Source organism: Arcicella gelida, from assembly GCF_034931025.1.
Lineage (GTDB): Bacteria > Bacteroidota > Bacteroidia > Cytophagales > Spirosomataceae > Arcicella > Arcicella gelida.
Map to the genome: position 1 here is coordinate 15,872 of NZ_JAYGIL010000016.1, position 20,557 is coordinate 36,428.

The 20,557-nt window shown below is 33.2% G+C and carries 18 protein-coding genes; 12 read left to right on the forward strand and 6 right to left on the reverse strand.

The window, feature by feature from the left end:
* The first annotated feature begins 163 nt into the window (after nt 1–163).
* The 5 genes from VB776_RS13765 (at nt 164) to typA (ending at nt 7,415) form a co-directional block, all read left to right on the forward strand.
* Nucleotides 164–670, forward strand: coding sequence for an RNA polymerase sigma factor (locus VB776_RS13765; RefSeq protein WP_323697285.1), 507 nt, complete (start codon nt 164–166; stop codon nt 668–670).
* A 276-nt stretch (nt 671–946) separates the two neighbouring features.
* Nucleotides 947–2,416 carry a phytoene desaturase family protein gene (locus tag VB776_RS13770; RefSeq protein ID WP_323697287.1) on the forward strand — a complete coding sequence of 490 codons (1,470 nt, stop codon included), beginning with the start codon at nt 947–949 and terminating at the stop codon, nt 2,414–2,416.
* A gap of 24 nt (nt 2,417–2,440) precedes the next feature.
* Entirely contained in the window at nt 2,441–3,283 is an 843-nt protein-coding gene (locus tag VB776_RS13775; RefSeq protein ID WP_323697288.1) for a phytoene/squalene synthase family protein, read from the forward strand.
* Between the two features lie 153 nt (nt 3,284–3,436).
* The gene (locus tag VB776_RS13780) at nt 3,437–5,275 is read left to right on the forward strand and encodes a sensor histidine kinase (RefSeq protein ID WP_323697290.1); all 1,839 of its coding nucleotides are present in this window, start codon (nt 3,437–3,439) and stop codon (nt 5,273–5,275) included.
* Between the two features lie 331 nt (nt 5,276–5,606).
* The gene (typA, locus tag VB776_RS13785; protein ID WP_323697292.1) at nt 5,607–7,415 is read left to right on the forward strand and encodes a translational GTPase TypA; all 1,809 of its coding nucleotides are present in this window, start codon (nt 5,607–5,609) and stop codon (nt 7,413–7,415) included.
* Nucleotides 7,416–7,838: 423 nt separating this feature from the next.
* Here typA and VB776_RS13790 read toward each other — a convergent pair whose 3' ends face one another.
* Nucleotides 7,839–9,578, reverse strand: coding sequence for a hypothetical protein (locus VB776_RS13790; RefSeq protein ID WP_323697293.1), 1,740 nt, complete (start codon nt 9,576–9,578; stop codon nt 7,839–7,841).
* 352 nt (nt 9,579–9,930) lie between these two features.
* Between VB776_RS13790 and panB the strand changes: the two genes are divergently transcribed.
* Both panB and VB776_RS13800 read left to right on the forward strand, forming a co-directional pair.
* Nucleotides 9,931–10,746, forward strand: a complete 816-nt coding sequence (gene panB / locus VB776_RS13795) for a 3-methyl-2-oxobutanoate hydroxymethyltransferase (RefSeq protein WP_323697294.1) — start codon at nt 9,931–9,933, stop codon at nt 10,744–10,746.
* A 50-nt stretch (nt 10,747–10,796) separates the two neighbouring features.
* The gene (locus VB776_RS13800; protein WP_323697295.1) at nt 10,797–11,522 is read left to right on the forward strand and encodes an RluA family pseudouridine synthase; all 726 of its coding nucleotides are present in this window, start codon (nt 10,797–10,799) and stop codon (nt 11,520–11,522) included.
* Between the two features lie 398 nt (nt 11,523–11,920).
* Here the strand turns inward: VB776_RS13800 and VB776_RS13805 are convergent, their stop codons facing one another.
* The 3 genes from VB776_RS13805 to VB776_RS24575 form a co-directional block, all read right to left on the reverse strand.
* Complete coding sequence (locus VB776_RS13805; protein WP_323258715.1) at nt 11,921–12,331, reverse strand: RrF2 family transcriptional regulator; 411 nt, start codon at nt 12,329–12,331, stop codon at nt 11,921–11,923.
* Nucleotides 12,332–12,822: 491 nt separating this feature from the next.
* Complete coding sequence (locus tag VB776_RS13810; protein ID WP_323697296.1) at nt 12,823–14,031, reverse strand: GTP-binding protein; 1,209 nt, start codon at nt 14,029–14,031, stop codon at nt 12,823–12,825.
* Nucleotides 13,998–14,405, reverse strand: a complete 408-nt coding sequence (locus VB776_RS24575; protein WP_407653829.1) for a MerC domain-containing protein — start codon at nt 14,403–14,405, stop codon at nt 13,998–14,000. Before VB776_RS24575 ends, VB776_RS13810 begins: the two co-directional genes overlap by 34 nt.
* Before the next feature lie 120 nt (nt 14,406–14,525).
* On the opposite strand from VB776_RS24575, the gene VB776_RS13815 reads away from it, so the two are divergent.
* Nucleotides 14,526–15,077 (forward strand): hypothetical protein, encoded by a 552-nt coding sequence (locus VB776_RS13815; RefSeq protein WP_323697297.1) that lies wholly within the window; start codon nt 14,526–14,528, stop codon nt 15,075–15,077.
* A gap of 103 nt (nt 15,078–15,180) precedes the next feature.
* Here VB776_RS13815 and VB776_RS13820 read toward each other — a convergent pair whose 3' ends face one another.
* The gene (locus VB776_RS13820; RefSeq protein WP_323697298.1) at nt 15,181–15,690 is read right to left on the reverse strand and encodes a DUF192 domain-containing protein; all 510 of its coding nucleotides are present in this window, start codon (nt 15,688–15,690) and stop codon (nt 15,181–15,183) included.
* Between the two features lie 283 nt (nt 15,691–15,973).
* Here VB776_RS13820 and VB776_RS13825 point away from each other — a divergent pair, with 283 nt between their 5' ends.
* Genes VB776_RS13825 through VB776_RS13835 form a run of 3 tightly spaced genes read left to right on the forward strand, consistent with a single transcriptional unit; the run spans nt 15,974 to nt 17,433 of the window.
* A complete protein-coding gene (locus VB776_RS13825) occupies nt 15,974–16,591 on the forward strand; it encodes a DedA family protein (protein ID WP_323258711.1) in 618 nt (205 codons plus the stop codon).
* A 26-nt stretch (nt 16,592–16,617) separates the two neighbouring features.
* Nucleotides 16,618–17,085 carry an NADH-quinone oxidoreductase subunit A gene (locus VB776_RS13830; RefSeq protein WP_323697391.1) on the forward strand — a complete coding sequence of 156 codons (468 nt, stop codon included), beginning with the start codon at nt 16,618–16,620 and terminating at the stop codon, nt 17,083–17,085.
* A 12-nt stretch (nt 17,086–17,097) separates the two neighbouring features.
* Nucleotides 17,098–17,433: a hypothetical protein gene (locus tag VB776_RS13835; RefSeq protein WP_323697299.1), complete on the forward strand. Its 336-nt coding sequence runs from the start codon at nt 17,098–17,100 to the stop codon at nt 17,431–17,433.
* A gap of 2 nt (nt 17,434–17,435) precedes the next feature.
* Here the strand turns inward: VB776_RS13835 and VB776_RS13840 are convergent, their stop codons facing one another.
* On the reverse strand, nt 17,436–18,467 hold the full coding sequence (locus tag VB776_RS13840) for a PorP/SprF family type IX secretion system membrane protein (RefSeq protein ID WP_323697300.1): 1,032 nt from the start codon (nt 18,465–18,467) through the stop codon (nt 17,436–17,438).
* Nucleotides 18,468–18,981: 514 nt separating this feature from the next.
* On the opposite strand from VB776_RS13840, the gene bshC reads away from it, so the two are divergent.
* Nucleotides 18,982–20,529, forward strand: a complete 1,548-nt coding sequence (gene bshC / locus VB776_RS13845) for a bacillithiol biosynthesis cysteine-adding enzyme BshC (RefSeq protein WP_323697301.1) — start codon at nt 18,982–18,984, stop codon at nt 20,527–20,529.
* Nucleotides 20,530–20,557 lie beyond the last annotated feature (28 nt).

Consider the following 20,557-nt stretch of genomic DNA (forward strand, 5'->3'; position numbering starts at 1 on the left):
CCCTTTAGTATACACTAAAAGGCATTTTTTAATATCGTTAAAGTCTTTTTAATAATGTTTTTATTGATAAGTATTAAAAATTAATAAATTTAATTGATAAAATATTTGTTTTTTTGTTTAACTAATACATATATTTGTTAAACAAAATCAACAACTCGAAACTATGACAACGTTAGAATTTACATATCACATCGGAAAAGTATCTAAATCGTTAAAACCATTTGCGATGAAGCTCACCAGAGACTACGAAGAAGCGAATGATTTACTTCAAGATACTTTGTTGAAAGCATTTACAAACAGAGATAAATACACAGAAGGTACTAACCTGAAAGCATGGTTATATACCATTATGAAAAACACTTTTATCACCAATTATCAAAGAATGGTGAGAAAAAATACTTTCATTGATACTTCTGATAACTTACATTATATCAATTCAATGGAAAGTAGTACAGATAATTTAGCTATTAGCTCGTTTGCCATGAATGATATAAACCGTGCTGTATCAATGCTAGAAGAAGCTTACAAAACTCCTTTTATGATGTACTTCAGAGGTTTTAAATATCATGAAATTGCCGAGAAATTAGATATTCCAATCGGTACAGTAAAGAATAGAATTCATATTGCTCGTAAAGAGTTGAAAGATAAATTACACATGTATGCGAATTAGTTTTTAGTTGATTGCTTGAGTTACACTTCATCATTACAAAAAAGAACTCTAATCAACTAAATCAATATTGTGTTTTCGATAAATCATGAAGACGCAATTGATTAGTTTTTTGGTTAACAGAAGAATGTCACAAAAGGTCGAGCAGTTGTTCGACTTTTTTGTTAGTCACATTTCATCTTAAAAAAAGAGTAATTAAAGACCAATCAAACAAATCAGGATTATCTTTGTTAGAAGCTAATAAGAAAACGTATAAATATCCATCTGGAGATTTTTTCAATGAAAGTAATAGTAATAGGTTCGGGCTTTTCAGGATTATCAGTAGCAACAAGCTTGGCAGACAAAGGATATGAAGTAACTATTTTAGAGAAAAATAGTGTAGCAGGAGGTAGAGCAAGGGTTTTTCAAGCAGAGGGTTTTACTTTTGATATGGGCCCAAGTTGGTATTGGATGCCAGATGTTTTTGATAATTACTTTGCTAAGTTTAATAAAAAAACTTCCGATTATTATGATTTAGTTCGTCTTGACCCATCATATTCAGTCATCCTAGAAGGCAATGAAACCATAAATTTACCAGCAAGTATAGATAAATTAGGAGATTTGTTTGAAAGTATGGAAGCTGGTAGCAAAGAAAAATTTCAGGAATTCTTACGCCAAGCCGAATATAAATATGATGTTGGTATTAATCAGTTTGTTTGGAAGCCATCAACGAGTATTACAGAATTTTTAAGTTTGAAATTACTCTATGATGTGGTTCGTTTAGATGTTTTTCAATCTTTTGCTTCGCATATCAGGAAGTTTTTCAAGGATGAAAAAATCTTGAAACTGATGGAGTTCCCGATTTTGTTTTTAGGAGCTACTCCCGAGAATACGCCAGCCATGTATAGTTTAATGAATTATGCAGAAATGAAATTGGGTACTTGGTATCCGATGGGTGGCATGTTCAAAATTGTAGAAGGAATGGTAAAACTGGCGGAGGAAAAAGGTGTAAAAATATTGTTGAACCAAAATGTGCAAAAGATAGAAGTAACAAATGGTTCAGCGAAAAAAGTAATTACGGATCAAGGTGAGTTTACTGCTGATGTAGTAGTAGCAAGTGCTGATTATCATCATGTAGAAGATAAATTATTGGGAGAAGAGTACAGAAATTATGATGAAGAATATTGGAAGAAAAGAGTAATGGCACCGTCGTCTTTGTTATTTTATCTAGGAATTAACAAACGCATTCCGAAATTATTACATCATAATTTGTTCTTTGATGAAGATTTCAAAGTGCATGCACATGAAATTTACACAGCACCACAATGGCCTTCGAAACCATTGTTTTATGCTTCAGCACCAACAAAAACGGATGAAAGTATTGCACCAGAAGGTTGTGAAAACGTATTTTTACTAATTCCAGTCGCCCCAGATTTGGAGGATTCGGAAGAAATTCGTGAAAAGTATTATCATATCATCATGGAAAGATTAGAAAAATACTGTGGTGTTTCTATTCGTGATGCAGTGATTTTTAAAAGAAGTTATGCTCACAGTGATTTTAAAGCTGATTATAATGCTTTCAGAGGAAATGCTTATGGTTTGGCCAATACGTTGATGCAAACTGCTCTTTTGAAACCAAGTTTGAAAAGTAAAAAAGTAAAAAATCTATTTTATACGGGACAGTTAACTGTTCCTGGTCCAGGTGTTCCGCCGTCCTTGATTTCAGGATTGGTTGTTGCCGAAGAAGTAAACAAAGCTTTTAATATTTAAACCACCATCATAATTTATCGCTTAATGAACCACATGGATTTATTTACAAAGACAACACTAGAATGCAGTAAGCTAATTACTGAACATTACAGTACGTCTTTTACTTTAGGTATTAAAACGCTAGATAAACGTTTTCATCTACCGATTTATGCCATTTATGGTTTTGTTCGTTACGCTGATGAAATTGTCGATACTTTTCATGGCTTTGATAAAAAGACCTTATTAAGTCGTTTCAAAGCAGAAACTTATTTAGCCATTGAAGAAGGAATTAGTTTGAATCCAGTTTTACATTCTTTTCAATTGATGGTAAATCAATATAAAATTGACCATGAATTGATTGAAGCCTTCTTGCATTCGATGGAAATGGATTTGTATTTTGCTGATTATAATCAAGATGGGTATGAAGAATATATCTATGGTTCTGCGGAAGTAGTTGGTTTGATGTGTCTAAGAATTTTCTGCGAAGGTGATACTGAAATGTATGATAGATTAAAAGACGATGCCCGACGTTTGGGTTCAGCATTTCAGAAAGTAAATTTCTTAAGAGATATTAAATCAGATTTTCAAGAAAGAGGGCGTACTTATTTCCCTAATGTTGATTTCAAAAATTTTACTTTAGAAGATAAAAAGAGTATTGAAGATGATATTCAGGCAGATTTTGATGCTGCCCTTCGTGGAATCATCGCCTTGCCACAAGGTGCTAAAGCAGGAGTATATTTGGCTTATAGATATTATTTGAGGCTTTTTGATAAAATAAAAAACTGCCCGGCTTCCAAAATTCAGAATGAAAGAATCAGAGTACCCGATTTTCAGAAAATATTATTATTAGCCAGTACTTATTTCCAAGTCAGGCTTAACACGCTTTAACTAGCAGATATTACTAATAACTACGCCACTTGTTCGTTAAGAATGAGTGGCTTTTTTGTAACATTATTTTTTGTTTGTTAATCTTATAATATTTGTAAATTTGAAGCCATCAATAGTAAAAACTATTCATTAGTTTAATCTATTAACATTCTTATGAAAAAGATAAAAGGTTTTTGTTTCGTCTTCTTATTGACAAATCTAATTTTCTTTGAAGCGTTTGCGCAACGACGAGTGATTTTTGATATGCCTAATAAAGCCTTAGCAATTGGAAGAGAAATAGAAATCTTTGAAGATAAAACGGCTTCATTAACTTTTGAAGAAGTAAGTAAACGCCCTGATATTGGTGCATATTTTAGAAGAAGTTTACAGATAAACCCTAATTTTGGCGTTACTTCTTCGGTGATTTGGGCAAGAATAACTTTGCAAAACAAAACCTCACAGAATTTATACCTTGAAATTGCCGAAGCTACCATTGATAGTATTGCTTTTTATAAAATTGATGCAACAAAAAAAGTATCATTCTTGAAATCAGGGACTTATGTTCCGATTCGACAAAGAGATGTTGAAACCAATTTTTATTTATTAGACCTCAATTTAGCTCCTCAAGAAACCAGTACTTATTATATTCGTTTTCAAAGCTCATTGCCTTTGTTATTTCCACTCAGAGTTGCTCCATTAAAAGTATATTTTGAAGATAATCATCCCAAAGACATCATGCAGGGTATTTATATCGGTATTATGCTTGTGATGGCGATTTTTAATTTCTTTATATTTTTTACAGTCCGTACAAAAGTGTACTTATATTATGTGATTTACGTATTGTCGTTTGCTAGTTTTTTTGCTTACAACAAAGGTTTTATCAATGAGTTTATTTGGTCAAATGCCGTTTGGTTTAACCGTTTTGGTCCTATTTCTATTTCGATAGGAATTTCATTCGGATTATTGTTTGCCAATAGTTTTTTGAATGTAGAGAAGTATTTGCCTATCTCCACCAAAATTGCGAAGATATTAATTGCTTTGGTATTCATCATAGTATCTAGTTATTGGCTTGGTTTGGGTAGAACAAGTATTATTTTACTGAATGCTGTTGCTTTTGTCATTGTGGTATATGTATTGGTCATTGCTACTTATATCTGGATGAAAGGTTCAGAAGAAGCTTTATTCTTTTTATTTGCTTGGTCTATCATGCTAATCAGTGCAATGATATTCATTATGCAGCTTTCTAATATTTTACCAAGTGATAGTTTTAGTAGAAATGCACTGCAAGTCGGTTCTGCTTTGGAAGTAGTTCTGCTATCTTTTGCCTTGGCACATAGAATTAATAAAGACAGAAAAGAAAAAGAAAAATATCAAGCAGAAGTAATTCATCAATTACAAGCAAATGACCAAATGCGTAATCGCATTGCTCGAGATTTACATGATGATATTGGTTCAACATTAAGTAGTATTGGTATTCTGAGTCAAGTTGTTGAAACACAAATTGATAAAACAGATTCTTCTTTGAAAAAACTTGTGGGAAGAATTAGTGAAAGTTCGCAAAAAGTACAACGCTCATTAAGTGATATTGTTTGGACGACCAAACAGACTGAAGAAAGTTTAGATAGTGTAATTGTTAAAATGAAGGAGTTCACTGCTGAGATGCTAGAACCCAAAAATATTGATTATACTTTCAGTGTTTCAGACATTAGTTGTATCCAATTTTCACCTTTGAAACAGTATAATATTTATCTCATTTTCAAAGAAGCTGTGAATAATAGCGTAAAATATGCACAAGCAAGTAATATTGAAATCGCAATTTTTTTCACCGAAGAATACTTTACGATTATCGTAAAAGATAACGGAATTGGCTTTGATGAACTCAACATCAAGCAAGGCAATGGCTTAAATAATATGCAAGAAAGAGCAAAAGTTATGAATGGAAAGATTCAGATTCTGACAAAACCCCAGAAAGGAACATTGATTGAACTGAAAGTACCACTTAATTCAAAATAGGATTTAATGGGCGTTTCCTTTTTGTTAAATTGCATTATTGCTATTTTTTCTTTTTAATATTATATTATTTGCTTCGTTTTTCTCTTTCTAAATATACTTCTATTCCTTGATTTACAATCGTTTATCTTTTTTATGGCTAATTTTGCCCATCAATTTATTTCTTTGTTATTTTTTCATGTGAATAGCATTTTTCTAAGATAATATCCTTACCTTTGCACCCTAAAATGTAAATTTGAAAATCAGATAGTTTGAAGATTATAATTCTTACAATTTCGTTTTCAAATTAATTCATCGCACGGGCGAGCCCGTTTCAAATTTTCAAATTGAAATCATGCAAAGTATTCGTAACATTGCCATCATTGCTCACGTTGACCACGGTAAAACTACCCTCGTTGATAAGATTATCCATGCTTCAAAGTTATTTCGTGATAACCAAGAGTTCGGAGAATTAATTCTTGACAACAACGACTTGGAGCGTGAACGTGGTATCACTATCGTTTCTAAAAACGTATCTGTTCGCTATAAAGGCGTAAAAATTAATATCATTGATACTCCGGGTCACTCTGACTTTGGAGGAGAAGTAGAAAGAGTATTGAAATTGGCTGATGGTGTTTGCCTTTTGGTGGATGCTTTTGAAGGACCAATGCCTCAAACTCGTTTCGTATTATCAAAAGCAATTCAATTAGGATTGAAACCAATCGTAATTATTAATAAAGTTGATAAAGAAAACTGTCGTCCTGACGAAGTACACGAACAAGTTTTTGATTTGATGTTCAACTTAGAAGCTACTGAAGACCAATTAGACTTCCCTACTTTGTATGGTTCATCTAAACAAGGTTGGATGAGTACTGATTGGAAACGTAAAACTGAAGATATTACTGAATTATTAGATGTAATTATCAATACGATTCCTCCAGCACCAGAAAACGAAGGTATTCCTCAAATGCAGATTACCTCTTTAGATTATTCTTCATTCGTTGGTCGTATTGCTATCGGTCGTGTTCACCGTGGTACTTTCAAAGAAGGTATGCAAGTAGCTTTGATGAAAGCTGACGGTTCTGTAAAAAGAATGAAAATCAAAGAGCTTCAAGTATTTGAAGGACTTGGAAGAGTAAAGGTTTCTGAAGTAAGTGCTGGTGAAATTTGTGCAATGATGGGTATCGAAGATTTTGAAATCGGTGATACTGTTACTGATTATGAAAATCCTGAAGCATTACCAAGAATTTCGATTGATGAACCAACAATGAATATGTTGTTCACTATCAACAACTCTCCTTTCTTTGGTAAAGAAGGTAAATTTGTAACTTCTCGTCACTTACGTGATCGTCTTTTCAAAGAAACTGAGAAAAACTTAGCCTTGAAAGTAGTTACTACTGATTCTGAAGATAAATTCTTAGTATTTGGTCGTGGTATTCTTCACTTGTCTGTATTAATCGAAACGATGCGTCGTGAAGGTTATGAATTACAAGTTGGTCAACCACAAGTAATTTTCAAAGAAGGAGAAAACGGAGAACGTTTAGAGCCAGTTGAAACTTTAGTAGTTGACGTTCCAGACGAATCAGCAGGTAAAGTAATCGAATTAGCAACGCAAGGTAAAGGTGAGTTGTTGATCATGGAACCTAAAGGTGATTTACAACACTTAGAATTTAACATTCCTTCACGTGGTTTGATTGGTATGCGTTCAAAAGTATTGACAGCTACTTTCGGTGAAGCTATCATGGCACACCGTTTCAAAGCTTATGAACCTTACAAAGGACCAATCCCAGGACGTATCAACGGTTCATTGATTTCTATGAATTCTGGTGTTGTTACTCCTTATGCAGTAGATAAATTACAAGACAGAGGTGTTTTCTTTATCGACCCAACTGAAGAAGTTTATGCAGGTATGGTTGTTGGCGAGCATAACCGTCAAAACGATATTGAAGTAAACCTTCAGAATGCGAAACAATTGACTAACATGCGTGCTTCTGGTACAGACACAAACGTTAAGATTGCTCCGAAAATCCAATTCTCTTTGGAAGAATCTATGGAATACATCCAGAAAGATGAATACTTAGAAGTTACTCCAAAGTCGATTCGTATGCGTAAAATTTACTTGGATCCAAGTATGCGTAAACGTATGGAACAAAAAGCTGACTAGTACAAAAAACAAAACCCCTCTGATTCAAGTCGGAGGGGTTGTTTATGTTACCACTAATTGCTTTATTATTTGTACTTATATAGACATGGGACTTTTAATAAAGGTTGTTTGGTAAATGAAAAAAACTTTTATTTTTCTTAAAATAGTATCTACCACATTTTTGATTACTTCCTTACCATTTCTTTTCACGTTATATTTTCTCCAATTTTCTTCTTGTTATTAAGCTTTTCTGGTATTGACTTCAATTGTGGAATAGAATTAGCTATTCTAACAAGATAATTTTCCTTTATCCTTAGAATAACTTTATTTAAGGATAAAAAAACAGCAGAATAGTATTTGATATTGATAATAAGCCATAACAAAAAACGGCAGCTGAATTAAATTCAGACTGCCGTTTTTTGTTTTTATCGAACCAAACCGATATTATTTTTTCTTCGGTTTGTCAGGAAGAATACGGATATCATCAGGATTTTTAGGGTCAATATAGAATCTATATTTAGCTACAGGTCCTACAGGCTTACAATCTCCAGGATTCAAGCGTTGAACTTCGTATTCATAGATTGAAGGATTCTTCGGTAAAGGCAAATCTTCAGGCCATTTTACTTTTGGATTTTCAGTTACGTTTTCGTAATTAACATAGTTGCTTGCAGGCTTAGTAGATTTCTTACGAGGTACCAATTTCTTAGGTACAGTAGCTACAACAGGTTTTGTTACTTTACGACGAGGTTTTGCTTTCATTGTGCTTGGTGCAGTTGTTCCACCAAATACTTTGAACATATACTGGTCAGTAGTAGGCTTACTTGAAGCTATCATTGCCACAGGTTTAGCTTTATAACCAAAACTAGCTGCATCAGCTTCTGAGAAAACTTTATTTTGAACTACCGACTGTACAGAATAGTAATAGAAGTTACACTCATCTCCGTTTACTAATGCAACATTATCAGGTAATGTTAAACTAGTGTTTTTGGTCGTTTGCTGATAGATTGGGGTATCAGAGCCATCAGCTTTGTAAAGTTTGAATAAATATTCTTCTTGGTCTGGATTTGGAGAATTACTTTTCCATTTGAATACAGGTTTCTCTGAAGATTTGTAGTCGTACATTTTACCATTTTCACCCAATAAGGTTGGTGCAAAAGCAACAATTGGAGCTGGAGGAGGAGGTAATAATGTATAAACTGTTTTGCCATTGTCTTCTCCGAAAGTATGAGATAAAGCAAGGCCAAAGTTATAACCACCATGAGTACTTACATCTTCTTTCGTTAAAGTTTTAGTAGATCCTTGGGAAACGTCTTCACCAACAGTAGTAAATGGTGTTTCTGTAATAAAGCCTTGTGCATTAAGACCTAATGCCCAAGTTTTGGCAATTTTGTAGGTTACATCAAGAGCGATACTTGCCCCAAGCTTATTTTTTGAAGCAGAAGAGTTCATTCTAAAAATTAATGACTGTGCACCAAAATTCCCGTCTTGTAAATAAGCACCAAAACGTGGAGCTGAAGTATTGAATAAACCACCACGAGCATCAACGTTTACATTAAATTTTTTACCGATTGGAATATCTAAAGATGGACCAATCAATAAATAGAAATCTTGAAGACTTGACACTTTATCATATAATACTGAAGATGCTGGTAAGTCTTCAGGAAGTTTACCTGATAATTTTAATGCTTCAATATTTTTATAGATTCTTCCGTCTGGTCCACTATAATCGTCACCTACCTGAAAGAATTGATAACCTCCAGTGATACCAATACCAATTATGCCCCATTGACGAGTAACAGAAAGCGAGTTAAACGCACCCGGTTTCAAGAACATCGTTATATCTTTTCCATTTACTGTATTACCTACAGGAATCGTAATACCTACTCTATCTGTAATCTTCCAATAGCGCTTACCTTGTACTGCTTTTAAAACATTGCTGTTTTTGTAAAAAGCAGAATCAAGATAATATCCATCTGCAACCGTTTTTACAACTTGACCATTCGAATAAGTGGTTGTTGTAATTCCATTGTCTGTGATTGTACTTACAATCGTTGGTTTGGTACTTGAGGGTTTAGAGTCTTGAGCAAAAGATGGACTGCTCAATGCTAGACAAGTAAGTAAACCCAAACCGATTTGAGTTGACTTGTTTTGCAAAAGACTTCTCTTTGAAAAAATCTGTTTCATAACTTGTTTGATTTAAGTATAAATGATGGGGTACTGAAATAGATTTATTAGATATAATCAATATAAAATTTATAAGTAAAAGTACCTCTTTTTAAGCAAATAATTAGTGATATTCTCTGAAAAAAGCACTTATTTTGAAAAAAAGCATACCGAATTTTATTTTAACTATTTTAGATACTAATAAATCTTAAATTTGTACATTATTTAAATTTACTCGGGTTATACGTTATCACTATTTTCTCTCTAAAACTTAAAAAATCACTTTATTTTTTTGTAATCAAATGAATTTTTAAAGTGTGGAAATGGTGTCTATTTATATCCTTCTGTAACTAAAAAAAAAGCTTAAAAAACCATGCCAGTAAATAACGAAATCAAAAGAATTACTACACATATCTTACAAGAAATGAAAAATAGAGGTGAAAAAATCTCTTGCTTAACTGCTTACGATTATTCTATGGCTCGTATTGTAGATGCCGCAGGGGTTGATTTAATCCTCGTGGGTGATTCTGCTTCTAATGTAATGGCTGGTCATGAAACTACTTTGCCTATTACACTCGACCAAATGATTTATCATGCTACTTCGGTAGTGAAAGCGGTAAAAAGAGCCCTCGTTGTAGTAGATATTCCTTTTGGATCGTATCAAGGAAATTCTACAGAAGCACTTCGATCTGCCATTAGAATTATGAAAGAATCGGGTGGTCACGCTGTGAAAATGGAAGGTGGTTCTGAAATTAAAGAATCAATTATCAGAGTATTAAGTGCTGGAATTCCAGTGATGGGTCATTTAGGCTTAACTCCCCAATCAATATATAAATTCGGTACTTATAGTGTAAGAGCAAAAGAAGATGTTGAAGCCAATAAATTAATTGAAGATGCACAAATGTTGGATGAAATTGGTGCTTTTGGTGTTGTACTTGAAAAAATACCTTCTAGTCTGACAAAAAAAGTATCTGAAAGTATTTCGATTCCAACGGTTGGAATTGGTGCAGGACCAGATGCTGATGGACAAATTTTGGTTATTCATGATATGTTGGGAATTAACAAAGAGTTTAAGCCAAGGTTTTTGAGAAGATATGCAGATTTGGATGGTATCATGAATGAGGCAATTTCTCAATATATTCAAGATGTGAAATCACTTGATTTCCCGAATGAAAAAGAAAGTTATTAATTAATAAAATCGAGTTGTAACAGTATTAGCTCGTAAAATAAACATAGAAAATGAAAGACTTTCACGTAGTTTATGAAGACAATCATATTATAATTGTCAATAAAAGGGCTGGAATTTTAGTGCAGGGGGATTCTACTGGTGATAGAACATTAACAGATGCGGTTAAAGAATATATCAAAAAAGAATATAACAAACCAGGAGATGTATTTTTACACCCAGTTCATCGTCTTGACAGGCCTGTAAGTGGCTTAGTAATTTTTGCTAGAACTTCTAAAGGCTTAGAGAGAATGATGGAATTGTTCAGAAAAAGAGACATTCAAAAAACCTACTGGGCAATTGTAAGACGCAAACCAAAAGATGCTAAAGGAAAATTAATACATTGGATTGTAAAAGATGAGGCTAAAAATGTGGTAACAGCCCATGAAGTAGAAGTAAAAGGCTCACAAAAAGCAGAACTCAACTACAAAGTTTTGGGGGAAATCAACAAACACTTTTTGATTGAAGTTGAACCCATTACTGGCAGACCTCACCAGATTCGAGTTCAACTTGCTTCAATGGGGTGTCCAATTCGTGGAGACTTAAAATATGGTTTTGACCGTCCTAATGCTGATGCAAGTATTAATTTACATGCAAGAAGAGTCTATTTTATTCATCCAATCAAAAAAGAACCTATTATTTGTAAGGCTGCTGTACCAGCAAATGCTTTCTGGGAAGAGTTCTTAGAACTTGATCCAGATGATTTCAAACAAAAGAATCTGGATTTTCTTCATGAATAAGCGGGTGATGAGAAACATCATTTGAAATTTGTTCGAAAAGGTCGCTCATAGAATGCTTAATACCTTGAAGTATCCCCGATACAATGCTAAGAGGAAGAATTAATGGCAGAAATATAAGCCATTGTAAAATCATAAATTGATTAAATTTTTTCATTGTATTATTTATATTATTGATAGTGGTTGGTTATTGCTAATTGTGTTGTAAAAATATTAATTATTCTTAATATATCAACATTTTTTACTTTGAAAATATTACAATAAAATAATATTTTTTCTGTCAATATATCAAAAAGGCTCATGATTATTCAAAATCATGAGCCTTTTGTCTTTAAACTTTTGAAAAGTCAAGTTGTTAACCTTATTAATAAAAATCGCCCTAGTTTTAGCTAGGGCGATTTTTATTTTACTAAATCCATCAATGTGTTGGCTTCTAAAACGGCTAGATTGGCATCTCTCCATTTTTCCATAACATTTCTTAATGAACAACTTTCCTCATCTCCACAGTCATCACATTTTCCGTAGAAATGTAATGAGACACATAAAGTTGGTGAAATTGGACCATCAATGATACGAATGATTTTAGCAAAACTTACTTGGTCTGGTGGAATTCTCAAATAATAGCCCCCGCCTTTTCCTTTTTGGCTTTGTAAAAGCCCATGATTGCGTAATTCAAGGAGGATTGCTTCTAAAAATTTCTTAGGAATATTTTCTGATTCAGCAATATTTGAAATAAGTAATGGCCCTTTTTCATACTCACGAGCTAGTACTTTTAAGGCTTTCAAAGCATATTTAGCTTTTTTAGAAATCATAATGATGAAGTTTTAATTTTTTGCTTCGTCCATAAAATACTTGTAATGAAACATTTTATGCCTGCACTTTTAGTGAAAAGCTAATATTATATCTACTAAGTTCAGGAATTCCATTCGATTGATAGACAAAAGTACATAAATTATCATAATTTATAATACGATTGATAATTCATAGAAGCCAAATAATTTTGAGGAGTTCTCGAAAAATATAAATAATATCATAAAATAGTTATATGCTTTTATGTGTTTTTCGAAAAAAGGGACTGGATACTTTTATTTTCAAGTATTCATGAAAAATTTTCACAACACTTTTTCTAAGAAAATCCACAGTTTTTATTCGATAGTGTGAATTTTGAGTCAAATTGGGGATTTTTTTATACAGATTTATGAATAGCTGCTACAGCTTTTTAATTTCTATTAGACACAACAAAACCCACAAACTAGAAGTCTGTGGGTTTGTGTATCACACTACCTTTATTTTATTAAGTTTTTTATTGAAATACTGGAAATGGGTCTGTGAATTTCCCTTTCTTTTCCATCAATATAATTTCGTCTTCTGTACAAATACACTCCTCTAATTCTTCAATGATGGCTTCTTTGTCTAAATCCTGACCGATAATTACCAATTCGTTTACTCTATCACCAAATCGCTCATCCCAACGTTTCATGATGATTTCTTTGTTTTCTTTCCATGCCGGATACCATATTCTTTCCCAAGCTGGTACTCCTGCCCACCAAGTACCAGCTGAGTCTGCCCGAACAGAACCGCCGGCTTGTCCCCAATTAAGAGCATCTTTTGGGCGTGAAGCAATCCAGAATAAACCTTTTGAACGAATAATTCCGCCGTGCCAATAATTATTAATATAATTCCAAAATCTTTCTGGATGAAAAGGACGGGCATCTCTGAAAACAAACGAGCTAATCCCATACTCTTCGGTTTCGGGTGTATGCTTTGCTTTTTTTAATTCTTCTATCCATCCGTTTGAAGTAGAAGCTTCTTCAAAATCAAACAAACCTGTATTTAGGATTTCACTAGGGTTTATTTTTCCAAATGACGATTGAAGTACTTTCGCATTAGGATTTAGTTTTTGAATGATAGCCTTTAATTCGCCAAGTTTTTGGGCGTTAAGTAAATCTGTTTTATTCAGAATAATTACGTTAGCAAATTCAATTTGGTCTGTCAAAAGATTCACTATTGCTCTTGTATCGTTTGGGTCTTCATCATTCATTCCACGTGTCCAAACTGTATCAATTGAACCAAAATCTTTGGCAAAATTGAAACAATCAACTACGGTCACCATTGTATCAAGCCTTGAAAATTTAGATAAATCAATACCATTAGCCTCATCTATATAACTAAATGTTTGTGCAATTGGTAGCGGTTCGGAAATACCTGTCGATTCAATCAAGAGATAATCGAAGCGATTTTCTTTGGCTAAACGCTCTACTTCTTGCATCAAATCTTCACGAAGTGTACAGCAAATGCAGCCGTTAGACATTTCAACCAATTTTTCTTCGGTTCTTGATAAAGTGTTTTCTTGTTTTACCAATTGAGCATCTACATTGATTTCACTCATATCATTTACAATGACGGCAACCTTTAGGTTTTCTTTATTGTGTAAGATATGATTGAGTAAAGATGTTTTTCCAGCGCCTAAAAATCCGCTTAGGACTGTAACTGGGAGTTTTTTATGTGACATTTCTTGCAATTTCTAAGGTTGACTAAATGAGTAATTATTAAAGCAATTGACGAAAAATAGCCTACTAGATTCAAGTACTTGAAATCTTCTTCGAACAAAATGGAGGAGGCAAAAAGTGTGAAGAAGCTCCAAAAAGCAATTGTTATTTTGGAAGAAGTAGCTTCTTTAGTCGTGAAATAAACAGCGATAAAACAGATTGTTAGGAATAAGTAATCCCAATAATGGATTGCTTCATGTGAAGAAATTTCCATTTTGGTTTCATAAAAAGTTTTAACGAACATCACAACGGGAGTTGCTAAACAGTGTATAAGGCAGATGCTTGAACCAGCTATGCCTAAGTAATCGTAAAGATATTTTGAGATGGATTTTTTCATATTTGCAACAATGTTGCAAATATAGAAGGAAGATTTTTTATTTTCGCAACAATAGTGCAAAAATATTCAGAACAAACATTATCTTTGCAACAGTATTGCAATTATGTAAAATCAACAGATATGAAATTGACAAAAAGATTACTCTTGACGCCAATGTTAGCAATGGTTTTGCTTTCGGCTTGCAAAAAGGATGAACCTGTTCCACAAGAAGACAATGAAAACTTAACAACAGTAAGTTTGAAATTTACAGAGAATGGCGTTACGAAAACTTTTTCCTTTAAAGACCTTGATGGAACTGGCGGAAATGCACCAACGATTGACAAGATTTCTTTAGAAGCGAATAAGACTTACACTTTAGCAGTTGAGATTTTGGACGAAACAAAATCGCCAGTTGAAAATGTTACTGAAGAAATTGAAGAGCAAAAAGATGAACATTTGTTTGAGTACGTTTCTAATCCTACTTCATTATTGACATTTTCTGGAAAAGATAAAGACTCAAGAGGTTTTGATGTTGGGTTGACTGCCACAGTGAAAACATCAGCCGTTGGCACTGGGAAATTACAAGTAGTACTTCATCACCAACCACCAGTAAATGGTACGCCTATTAAAAATGGTTCATTTACAGTTGGTAGCACAGATTTTGACGGAACATTTGAGGTGGAGGTTAAGTGATTTGTTGACTTTAGGACTTGAAGACTTTAAGATTATAGGTGATGAATCTTTCTTAACTTCAAGTCCTAAAGTCTTAAAATCCTAAAGTCAAAAATAAACTTCCTTAAAATTTCAACAAATCTCCTTTCTCAATTCCTTTCCTTTTGCAGTATCCTGCATTTACTTCTAAAACATATTTTGCCTTTTCGTAAGATGGAATCGCTTCTTCTGAAAATGGAATTCTGTTGGCTTGAATCGTGACGATTTTCTTTTGTTCATCTAAAAACATGATGTCCAATGGAATAAAAGTATTTTTCATCCAAAAACTTTGTGGTTCGTTATTGGGCATGATGAATAACATGCCACAAGAATCGGGCATCGAACGACGAAACATTAATCCTTGTTCGGTTTCTTTGTCGTTATCTGCAATTTCTATTATTAACTTTTCTTTAATTCTCAGAAACTCCAGTTCTCCTTCTTTGGTAAAAACAGGCTCAGGAATATCGTTATTTGGGTTCGTAATTGCTGTTTCCGATTCGTCGGAAGGCGTATTGAAATAGCTAATCAAGCCAGAAGAGAAGAATCCACCCAGAAGTAGTAAAAGTACTAAAAAGATAATAACTGCTTTTTTCATTGTATATAATTTGGCAAAGGATGTTGTTGAGTAAGATTAGATTAATTAATGATTTTAGGATTATAAAATTTGATTGAAATTTAAGTAATTTTACTTGTTATATATCCAATTTCAACGAAAACACTTGTCCAATCATTTTATTTTATCAATACAATTAAACAGATTGGCAGACTATTTTTAACATTAAAACTGTTTATACTTTAACTAACGTTGAAAAAAGCCTCTTTACAGACAAAAAGTATTTTTTATACTTCAGCCCAAAAGGCATTTCATCTACTTTAAAATGGACATATCCGAAATCATTAAATACTTATCCGATTCTAAAGAAATCATTGGTGCGGGTCTTTTTGCGATTACCTTTGTAGTATATGCCGAAAACGGATTGTTTTTTGCTTTTTTTCTTCCGGGTGATTATCTGCTTTTTTTAACAGGTGTTTTTGTAGGAACAGGCTTCTTGAAATATGCTATCGGAACAGTTTTGTTATACCTTTTTGTAGCGGCGGTTTTGGGTTCACTGACTGGCTTTCTGTTTGGGCGGTTTTTTGGGAGTAACCTCGAAAATAAACCAGATACTTGGTATTTCAAGCAAAAGCATTTGGATTCTACTCGTGATTTTTTTGAAAAGTACGGTAGCCAAGCCTTAATAATTTGTCGATTTTTGCCATACATTCGTACTTTTGCTCCAATTTTGGCAGGAATTAGTAGAATGAATTATCCCAAATACCTTTTTTATAATGTAGTTGGTGGTGCCGTTTGGGTGGGTTCTTTAGTAGGCGGAGGCTATTATTTTGGTGTAGAATTCCCTTGGATTATCAATTACGTTCATTACGTCATCTTTTTCTTTTTAGCAATTACTACTTTTACGGTGGTAAAAGGGTATCTGAATTTTCGGAATAAATAAAATCTCAGAACGAGATTCTCATGACAATGCTTACAGATTTTGGTTATATCTTACTTTTTATCATTTCAGCGATAGTTTTTGTTGCGGTCTTTTTGTTTCTCGCAAAACTCATTCGTCCCAATCGCCCGAATGAAGAAAAACTCACTACTTACGAATCTGGCGAAGAACCTGACGGAAATGCAAATGTCCGTTTTAACATTCGTTTTTATGTAATCGCCTTGATTTTTATCCTTTTTGATGTAGAGCTTATCTTTTTATTCCCTTGGGCAACAGTTTTTGGAAATAAGCGATTAATTGCAGAAACTGACGGTTTGTGGGGGTGGTTTTCGTTGGTTGAAATGTTTGTATTTGTAGGAGTATTACTCATTGGTTTGGCTTATGCTTGGATAAAAGGACATTTAGATTGGGTTCGTCCTGAAGTAAAAACTACTGAATACGAATCAAAAATTCCAAAGTCACTTTACGATAAAATTAATCAAAAGTATAGCCAGTAAAATCTTCGCATCTTGGAGAATTGTAGAAAAGCCTTCTTTTTTACCGTTTATTGTCCTTTTCTAAATGTTGATGGCATGGCGATTTTCCCGTTCGTGTTGGTCAAATCAAAAAATCCTTCTAAAGTATTGCTGAATCATGAGCGTATTCATCTTGCTCAACAAATTGAATTATTTATTTTACCTTTCTATTGTTGGTATTTGATGGCATATTGTTGGAATAGATTGAAAGGACAAACCCATTATCAAGCTTACCGAAATATTATTTTTGAAAAGGAAGCTTATGAAAATGACGAAAATCTACAATATTTAAACAATCGTAAAAAATGGAATTTTATAAAGTACCAATAAGATTACCATAAATTTTGTGGACAAAGTACTCGTCGGCGATTATTCAACATCACGCCAATCACTACTTCATGCGAACCTCTTGAGCGTTCTTTCAAGCCCGATAAAGTAAAGTCGTAAGAGTAACCCAAATTAATTAAGGAGCTGATATTGACGCCTAACAATCCTACAAAAGCATCTTTATGTCTGTAGGAAGTTCCGAACCAAAATCTATCTCGAAATACAGCTTTCACATTTACATCAAAACTCAAAGGAGCTTGTGCTACTCTTTTGATAAGTGTTGAAGGAATAACCGTCCAATCGTCACTAATTTCTTGTCTGAAACCTGCCGTTAAAAAGTAATGAGGAATGGCATTTCCAATCCAATTTTGAGTATTGTTATCTTTATTTTTATAATTAAAGCTGTTGAAAATAAATTGATTCGCAGAAATTCCAACAAAAAAAGTTCTGGAGTATAGCCAAGTACCAATATTTAGATTGGGCTGGATGGCTGTTAGTTTAGAGCCTGCAACAATTAGCTGGTCTGGGTTGTCTTTTACTTGTACTTTGCTAAAATCTATACCATACTGTGAAATTCCACCAGAAATTCCAACGGCTAATTTTATTTTATTCGTTACGGGAACATGCAACGTATAACTTAAGTTTAAACTGTTCTGAGTATTTGCGCCTGTTTTATCCGCAACTAAGATAAAACCAATGCCATGATGGGCTGGTACTTTGGCAGAACCGTTGAAATTATTTGAAAGTGCCATTGGGCGACGAATAGATTTGCTAAAATTAGGTCTTGCTCCAGTACTTGTAACATCTGTTTTACCAATTGCTAAATGTGCCGAAACATAATAAGTAAGTGGAGCGCCTTCAAAATCAGTCCATTGATTTCTGTAACCTGTTTTAATATCTGTATAGTCTTCAATGCCCGAAACGGCTGGGTTAATTAAATAACTATTCATCATGTATTGACTATACTGTGGTTTGGTTTGGGCAAATGCCAAAAAATGAACAGTAATCATCAAAAAGGCAAGTATAATTTTTTGCATAAGAGTGCTGAAGTTCACATTTTGAAATAAAGATAAGAATTAAAGAAGTTTTTCTGGTAATATTCTAAGGACAGTCCAACCTTTTTAAACAATTTGATGTCTCTTAGAGTACTTGTAGATAATTTCTGGGGTTAATTGGCTTAAGCAGAAGGCTGATTGGGAAAAGAATGGGGGAGAGGGCTTAGTTTATTGTCGTCAGTTAAATAATTAATAATCAAAGATATAAGTAAAATAATTTGATATTTTTGAAACCTTATTACTTTTTATCACGTAAATGATAATAAATAGAAATTGAACAGTAATTAGAATTTCATAAAGTGTATTTTAAATACATTTTGTGAAAATTAAAGATAATTAAATAGCTTATGGAGAATATCGAAAGCCTTTAGAAATTTTCTAAAGGCTTTTTTGTTGAATTTTTTGTAGGAAAAGAACAAAGTCTAAAACTTCTACGTTAAACTTGTAATTCAAACAAGACTGTCTGAATTTTACATATCAAACGCATAAGGCAATAATGCAAATACATCAACTACCTTTAGAGACTGTAAATCAATTTTCGTCTCTTTTCTTAGACTTCATCAATCAAAACACAAAAACGAAAGATTTTTACGAGAATTATCCATCCATTCAAGGTTTTGAAAAACAAATTGCACTCAAACAGTTTGATGTTACCAAACGTAAAGTTTTAGTAGAAACGTTAAAACAGCAGTATTCAGGTATAAGTAATCAACCAGATTTGGACATTCTTTTATCAGAAAATACTTTCACAGTTACTACTGGACACCAACTTAATATTTTTACTGGACCACTTTATGTGATTTATAAATTGGTTACGGTGATTAACTTGGCAAAATCGCTCAAAAAAGCTTTTCCTGACTATAATTTTGTGCCAGTTTATTGGATGGCAACTGAAGACCATGATTTTGCAGAAATCAATCATTTTTCTTTATTCGGGAAAAAATTAGCTTGGGAGACAGCTCAAAAAGGAGCAGTCGGAAGAATGAATCCCAAGGAATTGGAAAGTTTGATGGCAGAAATGACAGAATGTCCTGCTGTTTTTAAAGATGCGTATCTGAATAACGAAACACTTGCGAATGCTGCCCGATGTTACGCCAACGAATTGTTCGGAAACCAAGGTTTAGTTTGTATCGACGCTGATGATAGAAACCTGAAAAAACTTTTTGCACCGATTATTAAAAACGATTTATTGCATCATACCGCTTTTGATGTTGTCTCAAAAACTTCTGAAAGTCTCGAATCTTTGGGCTATAAAACCCAAATTTCTCCTCGTGAAATCAATTTCTTTTACTTAGATAATGGTCTGCGTGAGCGTATCGTAAAAGAAGATAATAGCTACAAAGTACTGAACACAGATTTATCTTTCTCTGAAACAGAAATCCTGACGATACTTGAGAATGAGCCAGAAAAATTTAGTCCGAATGTGGTATTAAGACCTGTTTATGAAGAAGTAATTCTTCCGAATTTGGCTTATATCGGTGGGCCGTCTGAAGTGCCTTATTGGTTACAATTGAAGAGTATTTTTGATTTTCATCAAGTAGCATTTCCAATTTTAATGCCACGTAATTTTTGTTTGGTGGTTAATAAAGCAACAGCCAAAAAAATGGAAAAATTGGATTTGACGAGCAAAGATTTGTTCTTAGATGAAATCAGTTTGAAAAAGAATTTTATTGAAAAACATACTGAAAACAGTTTAAGTTTATCAAGTGAGAGTAATGCTTTTGTGCAGGTTTTTGATGAAATTTTGGCGAAAGCTATTAAAATTGATAAAACACTGGAAGGTGCAGTAAAAGGCGAACAGCAAAAAGTATTGAATGCCCTTGAAAACCTAGAAAAGCGTTTGAAAAAGGCAGAAGAAAGAAATCATGAAACAGAAGTAAATCAGCTTTTGGGTGTAAAACAAAAGCTTTTCCCGAATGGAACGCCACAGGAAAGAAGTGAAAACTTCTTGAATTTCTATTTGAATAATCCTGAATTTTTAAATCAGGTTTCGGAAGTGTTCGACCCACTGAATTTTAAATTTTATGTCGTTGTAGAAGAGTAAAATATATCAATAAAAAAGGTCGAAAGTA

Coding starts and splice junctions, on each gene's coding strand:
- VB776_RS13765 (WP_323697285.1), top strand. CDS start 164: ATGACAACGTTAGAATTTACATATCACATCGGAAAAGTATCTAAATCG.
- VB776_RS13770 (WP_323697287.1), top strand. CDS start 947: ATGAAAGTAATAGTAATAGGTTCGGGCTTTTCAGGATTATCAGTAGCA.
- VB776_RS13775 (WP_323697288.1), top strand. CDS start 2,441: ATGAACCACATGGATTTATTTACAAAGACAACACTAGAATGCAGTAAG.
- VB776_RS13780 (WP_323697290.1), top strand. CDS start 3,437: ATGAAAAAGATAAAAGGTTTTTGTTTCGTCTTCTTATTGACAAATCTA.
- typA (WP_323697292.1), top strand. CDS start 5,607: ATGCAAAGTATTCGTAACATTGCCATCATTGCTCACGTTGACCACGGT.
- VB776_RS13790 (WP_323697293.1), bottom strand. CDS start 9,578: ATGAAACAGATTTTTTCAAAGAGAAGTCTTTTGCAAAACAAGTCAACT.
- panB (WP_323697294.1), top strand. CDS start 9,931: ATGCCAGTAAATAACGAAATCAAAAGAATTACTACACATATCTTACAA.
- VB776_RS13800 (WP_323697295.1), top strand. CDS start 10,797: ATGAAAGACTTTCACGTAGTTTATGAAGACAATCATATTATAATTGTC.
- VB776_RS13805 (WP_323258715.1), bottom strand. CDS start 12,331: ATGATTTCTAAAAAAGCTAAATATGCTTTGAAAGCCTTAAAAGTACTA.
- VB776_RS13810 (WP_323697296.1), bottom strand. CDS start 14,031: ATGTCACATAAAAAACTCCCAGTTACAGTCCTAAGCGGATTTTTAGGC.
- VB776_RS24575 (WP_407653829.1), bottom strand. CDS start 14,405: ATGAAAAAATCCATCTCAAAATATCTTTACGATTACTTAGGCATAGCT.
- VB776_RS13815 (WP_323697297.1), top strand. CDS start 14,526: ATGAAATTGACAAAAAGATTACTCTTGACGCCAATGTTAGCAATGGTT.
- VB776_RS13820 (WP_323697298.1), bottom strand. CDS start 15,690: ATGAAAAAAGCAGTTATTATCTTTTTAGTACTTTTACTACTTCTGGGT.
- VB776_RS13825 (WP_323258711.1), top strand. CDS start 15,974: ATGGACATATCCGAAATCATTAAATACTTATCCGATTCTAAAGAAATC.
- VB776_RS13830 (WP_323697391.1), top strand. CDS start 16,618: ATGCTTACAGATTTTGGTTATATCTTACTTTTTATCATTTCAGCGATA.
- VB776_RS13840 (WP_323697300.1), bottom strand. CDS start 18,467: ATGCAAAAAATTATACTTGCCTTTTTGATGATTACTGTTCATTTTTTG.
- bshC (WP_323697301.1), top strand. CDS start 18,982: ATGCAAATACATCAACTACCTTTAGAGACTGTAAATCAATTTTCGTCT.